Origin of the sequence: Kitasatospora sp. NPDC059088 (assembly GCF_042738155.1) — a bacterium.
Classification (GTDB): domain Bacteria; phylum Actinomycetota; class Actinomycetes; order Streptomycetales; family Streptomycetaceae; genus Kitasatospora.
Genome location: NZ_JBHYGR010000102.1, coordinates 1 through 6,327 on the forward strand (window position 1 = coordinate 1; position 6,327 = coordinate 6,327).

Below are 6,327 nucleotides of genomic sequence, written 5' to 3' on the forward strand. Positions count from 1 at the left end.
CCGACCCCCGGCCCTACGTCTGGACCAAAACCGCTGACCAGATCCTCGAATCCCTCGCTGGATACATCCGACGGATCAAGGACTCAGGACACTAGATCCCGCGGCTCCGGATCGGATCAACCCGCAGAGGTAACCGTCCTGTTGTCGCTCGTAGCCCCCGTGGGGTACCGGAGTCATACGCCAGTACTACGGTCGCCCGGTCCCCCGGCCGGTCACGCCTCGACGGGCACCCCGAACCGGATCGAGTAGCGCTGCTCCAGCTCGGCGACCCGCCCGGGCAGCGCGTCGCGCACCCGGGCCAGCTCGGCCCCGTGCTCCCGGACGAAGGTGTCCCGCAGTGCGGCGCGCAGCGGCTCGCGGGCCGCCTCGACCGGCCGCATGCAGAGGGCGTAGGCCGCGCCGAGGCGGCGGTCCTCGGCGCGGGCGGCCTCCTCGGTCGGGGCGCTCTGGAGGGCGCGGTCCACCTGGTCGAAGAAGTGCTGCTCGCCGTCGGCCCGGACGCCCTGCCCGGACAGGCAGTCCGGCAGCTCCCGTCGGGCGGCGAGCACCGCTTCGTCCCGTTCCAGGACGGCGAGGCCGGTGAGCCAGGCGGACTGCAAGGGCCCGTAGCCGGAGCGCAGGTGGTCGGAGGCGGTCGCGCCCTCCCGGTCGCAGCGCTGCTGGGCGGCCGGGTCGGCGGACGCCGTGGGCACCGCTGCCGGGGTGGGGGCGGTCGGGACGGTGCTCGGGCTGAACCCGTGGCGGGCGATGTGGGCCAGGTCGGGGATCTCGAACTGACGGATGAACATCGGGGGCGGGGCGTCGGGCACCTGGACGCGGGCGGTGGCCAGGCAGTCGCGCATCGCCCGGTCCCGGACCAGGGCGGTGAAGCCGTCGAGCCCCTGGGTGAGCCGGGTGTCCACGCCGGTGGCCGGCAGCAGCATCGGGGTGAGGTCCGTCGGCAACCGGTAGTCCACGGCGGCCCGTTCGGCGGAGGGCGGCGCGATGGCGGCCGTGGCTCCCGGGCCGGCGGCCGAGCATCCGGTCGTCAGGGCCAGGGCGGCGCAGAGCAGTCCGGCCGCCGGGTGCGGGGCGGTGGTGCGGCGCGGACGCCGGTGGACGCGGGGCATGGGCGGAGGACTCCGGCGGGGCAGGGGGGAGGACGGGACCGGTGATGGGCGCGAAAGCACCGTGGCCCCCGCCCGCTTTCCGGGCGGGGGCCACGGGGGGCGTCAGTGCACGACGACGAGCTGGTCACCCGGGTTGCGGCTGATCACGGTGAACTGGGTGCCGGGGCTCAGGTCGGTGATCAGGGTGTTGGCGGGGTCGTTGATGTCGTGGGTCCCGTTGTCCAACTGGACGTAGCCGCGCGAGGCGCCGATCCAGCCACTGCCGGAGGACTTCCGGTAGTAGCCGGCGTAGCCGGAGTACTTGCCCCACGGGTTGTTCGACCAGGAGACGTTGACGTCGTGGCACGGGGAGTTGGACTTGGTGAGGACCGTGACGTTGTTCAACGTGGTGCCCTGGCTGGTGATGCTGTTGGGCACGCAGCCGGCGGCCGAGGCGGCGGGCGCCAGCACGACCACCGAGGTGGCGGCGGTGCCGGCCACGGCGAGGGCGGCAAGGAACTTCTTCATGAAATGACTCCCCAGAGGAACGACACGGGCGGCGGAAATCCCGGCAGGGGCCGCCCAAAGCGCCGCAAGGTTATCCCGGGAAATCACCCGGACCTGCACGATCATCTGCTTTACGGCGTCTTTGCCTCATCTTGTGATCGTATTGAAATAGTTTCGGAAGTGTATTCAGCCCGCCACGCTCGCCGAGGACCGGTCGTACGCGGCGAGCAGTACGGTGGTCACGGCATCGCCGCAGTCGACGAGACGGCGGCGCAGCGCCTTCGCCCGCCGGGGGTGCCCCGTCGATTCGTAGTCGACCAGCAGCACGAGCATCGCGTCCGGGTCATCCCGGTCGACTGCCCGCCGCAGGAGCGCGCGGCGCTCCTCGGCCTCGGACTCGTCGGAGACCGTGAAGAAGCCGACGGCGGCCAGCGGTTCGCCCGCCAACGCGGCGGCCCGGAACACGTCCTTGGCCTCCTCGGTCTCGCCGAGCTCCTTGAGCGCCGTCCCGAGGAACGGGATACCGTCCTCGGGCCGCATCGGGCCGGACTGCTCGGGGTCCAGGGCCACCGCCTGCCGCAGGTGCGGTACGGCCTCCTGCCAGCGCTTCCGGCGCACCAGGTGCCGTCCCAGGTAGGCGTGGGCAACGGTCAGGCCGGCCGCCAGGGCCTGCCGGTAGGCGTGTTCGGCCCGGTCGGGGCGCTCGCCGACGTCGTGGAGGTTGCCGAGGTTGATCCAGGCGCGGGCGTCGCCGAGTTCGATCAGCTGCTCGTAGAGCCGTTCGGCCTCGTCGGTGCGGTGCAGGCGCTTGAGGAGGTTGGCGAGGTCCAGCTGCGCCTCGCGATCGCCGTGCTCGACGGCCCGGCGGAGTACCTGCTCCGCCTCCCGGGTCCGCCCGGTCTCGGCGAGGAGCTGCCCCAGGTTCGTCAGGGCGTCCAGGTCGCCGGCGGCGACGGCCTGTCGGTAGGCACGGACGGCCGACTCGCTCTTCCCCCGGTCGGCTAGCAGGACGCCCAGGTTGAACCAGGCGTTCCGGGCACCGGCCCGGGCCGCCCGGCGGTAGGCGTCTTCGGCCTCGTCCGGGCGGCCGCGCTCGGCCAGCAGTTGGGCGAGGTCGGCGAGGCCGTCCGCGTCCCCGGCTGCGTAGGCGGCGCGGCATGCCGCCTCGGCCTCGTCGTAGCGGCCCAGTTCGCGCAGGACCAGCCCGGTGATCCGGTGCGCGAGTGGGTCGGCGGGGTCGGCGTGCTCGCGCAGGAGGGTCAGGGCCTCCTCGCAACGGCCCAGTCGCAGCCAGGTGAGGGCCTCCCGCCGCAGCGCCGCTCCGACGCCCACCTCCCGCAGGGAGCGCCACAGCCAGGGCGCTACGGACGGGTGTTCGCGTTCCGCGGTGATCGCGACCTCCCACGCGGTCTCGACGTCCCGGGCGTTGGCGAGGGCGTCTTCGAGGGCCTCGAACCAGAGCAGCGGGTGGACGGGGCCGGGAGAGTGCGGCGGTGAGTCGCCGAGGAGGGCGGCGAACGGCCGCCGCGCGCCGTCCGACGCGGGCTGGAGCAGGCCGGTCATCCCGATCCGGCTGGTCTCGGCCCAGGCGAAGGCCTCGTGCAGGGGCTCGGGTTGCAGGAGCTCGCCGCCGGCGTCGACGAGGTAGTAGCGGTGCGCCCGTTCGAGCAGGTCCGGGGAGAACGGGCCGCGCAGTCCGGTGCGGGCCAGGTCGACGGCGCCGCGGACCAGTGCGGCCCCCCGGGGGTTCCCGCCGATCCGCCAGGCCGCCTGCCAGGTCCTCCACAGGGCGGGACCGGCCGCGAGGTACTCGCTGACCCCCAGGTGGGTGCACTGCTCCACGGCCAGTCGGATGCGCGGGTCCTCGACGGTCCTCGCCCGCTGCAACTCGGCTCGGCTCCAAGCCCGTTCGAGGAACACGGTCAAGGCCTGGTCCAGCACCGCAGGGGAGATCACGGCCGCGGGCCGGTCGTCCGCCGGGAGCCGGGGCGGGGGTGCGGTCGGCCGGGGGAAGTGCCGGGTGTGCACGGTGGCGAGGACCGGGACCCGGCTCCGCCGGAGCTCGGCGACGTCGAGGCCCTGCAACCGGTCGTCGGGTCCGAGGTCGTCCAGCCAGAGCAGGCACGGCCTGGGGCAGTGCAGCACGGCCGCGACCGCTGCCCGCAGCCCGCCCACGGGTACCCGGCACACCAGGTGGTCGGGGAGCACCCGGCGGGCCGCCTCGAAGAGGAGTCGCGACTTCCCGCAGGCGGTGTCGCCGGCGACCAGCACCAGCCCGCCCTGCACACCGGCCCGCGCCAAGGACTCGGCGAGCTGGGCGTCGTGGTCGCGCGGCACGTACGCGGGAACGGTGGCACCGTCGTACGGCCAACTCGGCCGCACCCCCGCGCCCGGTGCGTCCAGCTCCGCCACCGTGGGCCACGACCGCCAGAGCGGCACCGCCCAGGGGGCCGGCGCCAGCGCGGCTGCCTCGTCCGACTCCGGCCCGGGGCCCTGCGGCCGGTGGTGCTGCTGCCAGCTCTCGAGTTCCGCCACCGTGTAGTCGTCGGCCTCCGTCCCGTCGATCACCTTGTGGTGCGCCGGGCAGAGCAGGAGCAGGTTCTCCACGCCGTCCAGTTGCTCGTGGCTCCAGGAGGGATCGTGCCGCTTCCCGCCGGGTCGTCGCGCGCGGATGTGCGCGATCTCGGCTTCGGGCACCGGCTTCCCGTTCACCGTCCGGGTCAGCGGGTGCCCGCAGTCCGGCTTCTGACAGCGCGCCCCGGTGAGCGCCAGGTGCAGCCCCAGGTAGGACTTCTGACTCCGACTCGCCACCCGCTCGTCCCCCCGTCCGCGGCCGGGCACCGAGGCTACCGGCCGCGGAACCCGGCCGCTTCGCGTGAGCGAAACGTTGGCGGGTCGGTGCGAGAAGCGGTCGGTATCGGTTCGGGGGATGTGCGTACGGCGGCGGATGAGGGTCGGGAATGGCCATTACGCCTCCGCGCCGCTCCGTTGGCCGCTCAATTCGACTGCGGCAAGCGGTGCCACCGGGCCGCTAGGCTGTTCGAATGCCTCCTGCACCGTCCCCGCTGCTGACCCTCGAAGCCGCCCGGGAGCTCCAGCGGTGCCTCCGTGCCGAGATCGGGCCGGGCCTCGGGGAGGGGGAACTCGATGACGTCGAGGCCCGGTTCGGCTTCCGGTTCGCCGCCGACCACCGGACCTTCCTGGCCGCCGGCCTCCCGTACGGCGAGCATGGGCGGGCTCCCGAGCTCTTCGACCGGGTGCTCGGCGAACTGGGCCTCGCCGCCGGCCTGCCCGGCGAGGACACCGGCCCCCGGTGGGAGGCGGCGCGTTGGGAGCTGGTGCACTGGTGGCTCCGGCTGATCGTGAACGGCAGCACGGCACCCGCGACCGGCACCGAGGTGATCGCCCACGGTGGCTGGGGCGCGCTCGGCCGGCCCCGCGCGCTGTGGCCCCTGGTGACCCTGGACACCGGGTGCGACGGCCCGGCGGGCGAGCGGATCCGCACGTTCGGCGAGCTCGGCGCCGCGATCGTGGCGGAGGCCGAACGGCTGCTGGCCGGCCCCTGGCCGCCGCACGGACCGCGCTGACGGCCCCCCAGCGGAAGTGTCCGGTCAACGTCGGGTGAACGTCGTGGTCGGTCCGTACGGGCCGCGGTGAGGATGGACCCCGCGCCGGCGACGGCGATTCCTACCGACTGGGGGGCAACGAATGAGGTACCGGTACACGGCCGTGCTCGGTGTGGCGGCCACACTCGTCACGGTGGTCGGCGCGTCGGGAACGGCGAACGCCTACTACAACCAGGACAACCTGGTCATCGGCAGCGTCAAGTTCATCGATCACCACCTCGGGAGCGTGTACGGCAGCTACGAGCTGAGCTCGACCACCTACAGCACCGGCGCGGCCAACCTCCGCTGGAAGGTCGCGTCCGCCGCGCCCGACACGGGTTACCCGAACGTCCAGCTCCGCAACGACAGCAGCGGGCGCTGCATGCGGGCGATGAGCTCCGGCACGGTCCAGATGAAGTCCTGCGACGACAAGGACCCGTACCAGATCTGGGCGATGACCAACGGCGCGTACGGCACCCAGTTCTTCAACTTCGCCGTGCGTTCCTGCCTGGACAACGGCAACAACAGCCCCTACCTGTTCCACGAGGAGGGCTGCAACAGCAACAACCCGTACCAGAGCTGGTACCTGACGCGGTAGCGCGCGGGCCGGAACCGGAAAGCAACCAGAGCAACCACCGACAACACCAGGAGACACCGATGATCACGAAGCGCACCGCCGTCCGCCTCGGCGCCGTCGCCACCGTCGCCGCGGTCGGCTTGGGCCTCAGCACCGGGATCGCGTCGGCCGACACCACCTACCCGGCCAACGTCCCCGGTTGTGCCGGGGGCATGGTGGTCTCGTTCTACAGCGGGCACGACCACGTACAGGGCTACGCGATCTCCACCGGGGGCAACGCGTGCAGCGTGGTGCTCTCGCAGTCCAACGGCGGGAGCTCCAGCAACTGGACCAACATCCCTCACGACACGGCCTGGACCGACACCCTGCTGGACGCCGGGATCACCTCGCACGTCGTGGTGTGCAACGGCGACACCGGCCGATGTGCCACCAGCGCCTCGTACTGACCGGTGCCGTTTCCGACCGCCCCGCGCCCCCGGGGCGGGGGGGGGGCGCCCGGGCCACCCGGGTTGAGGGCGAGCCGCGCGGAGGGGTGAGCGAGCCTGGGCGC

The 6,327-nt window shown here is 73.1% G+C and carries 6 protein-coding genes; 3 read left to right on the forward strand and 3 right to left on the reverse strand.

Annotated elements, in window-relative coordinates; translation table 11 throughout:
- Nucleotides 1-212: 212 nt before the first annotated feature.
- From ACFWXO_RS33225 to ACFWXO_RS33235, 3 genes are all read right to left on the reverse strand, one after another.
- Nucleotides 213-1,109, reverse strand: coding sequence for a hypothetical protein (locus tag ACFWXO_RS33225; protein ID WP_380528590.1), 897 nt, complete (start codon nt 1,107-1,109; stop codon nt 213-215).
- Nucleotides 1,110-1,211: 102 nt separating this feature from the next.
- Entirely contained in the window at nt 1,212-1,616 is a 405-nt protein-coding gene (locus tag ACFWXO_RS33230) for a hypothetical protein (RefSeq protein WP_380528591.1), read from the reverse strand.
- Between the two features lie 165 nt (nt 1,617-1,781).
- Nucleotides 1,782-4,406, reverse strand: a complete 2,625-nt coding sequence (locus ACFWXO_RS33235) for a tetratricopeptide repeat protein (protein WP_380528593.1) — start codon at nt 4,404-4,406, stop codon at nt 1,782-1,784.
- Nucleotides 4,407-4,639: 233 nt separating this feature from the next.
- On the opposite strand from ACFWXO_RS33235, the gene ACFWXO_RS33240 reads away from it, so the two are divergent.
- The 3 genes from ACFWXO_RS33240 to ACFWXO_RS33250 all read left to right on the forward strand — a co-directional run bounded on the left by ACFWXO_RS33240 (nt 4,640) and on the right by ACFWXO_RS33250 (nt 6,223).
- The gene (locus ACFWXO_RS33240; protein ID WP_380528595.1) at nt 4,640-5,182 is read left to right on the forward strand and encodes a hypothetical protein; all 543 of its coding nucleotides are present in this window, start codon (nt 4,640-4,642) and stop codon (nt 5,180-5,182) included.
- A 121-nt stretch (nt 5,183-5,303) separates the two neighbouring features.
- Nucleotides 5,304-5,798 carry a ricin-type beta-trefoil lectin domain protein gene (locus ACFWXO_RS33245; RefSeq protein ID WP_380528597.1) on the forward strand — a complete coding sequence of 165 codons (495 nt, stop codon included), beginning with the start codon at nt 5,304-5,306 and terminating at the stop codon, nt 5,796-5,798.
- 59 nt (nt 5,799-5,857) lie between these two features.
- The gene (locus tag ACFWXO_RS33250; RefSeq protein WP_380528599.1) at nt 5,858-6,223 is read left to right on the forward strand and encodes a hypothetical protein; all 366 of its coding nucleotides are present in this window, start codon (nt 5,858-5,860) and stop codon (nt 6,221-6,223) included.
- Nucleotides 6,224-6,327: the final 104 nt, after the last annotated feature.

Excerpts from the sequence above, each read along its gene's own strand:
- ACFWXO_RS33225 (WP_380528590.1), bottom strand. The coding sequence starts at position 1,109 with ATGCCCCGCGTCCACCGGCGTCCGCGCCGCACCACCGCCCCGCACCCG.
- ACFWXO_RS33230 (WP_380528591.1), bottom strand. The coding sequence starts at position 1,616 with ATGAAGAAGTTCCTTGCCGCCCTCGCCGTGGCCGGCACCGCCGCCACC.
- ACFWXO_RS33240 (WP_380528595.1), top strand. The coding sequence starts at position 4,640 with ATGCCTCCTGCACCGTCCCCGCTGCTGACCCTCGAAGCCGCCCGGGAG.
- ACFWXO_RS33245 (WP_380528597.1), top strand. The coding sequence starts at position 5,304 with ATGAGGTACCGGTACACGGCCGTGCTCGGTGTGGCGGCCACACTCGTC.
- ACFWXO_RS33250 (WP_380528599.1), top strand. The coding sequence starts at position 5,858 with ATGATCACGAAGCGCACCGCCGTCCGCCTCGGCGCCGTCGCCACCGTC.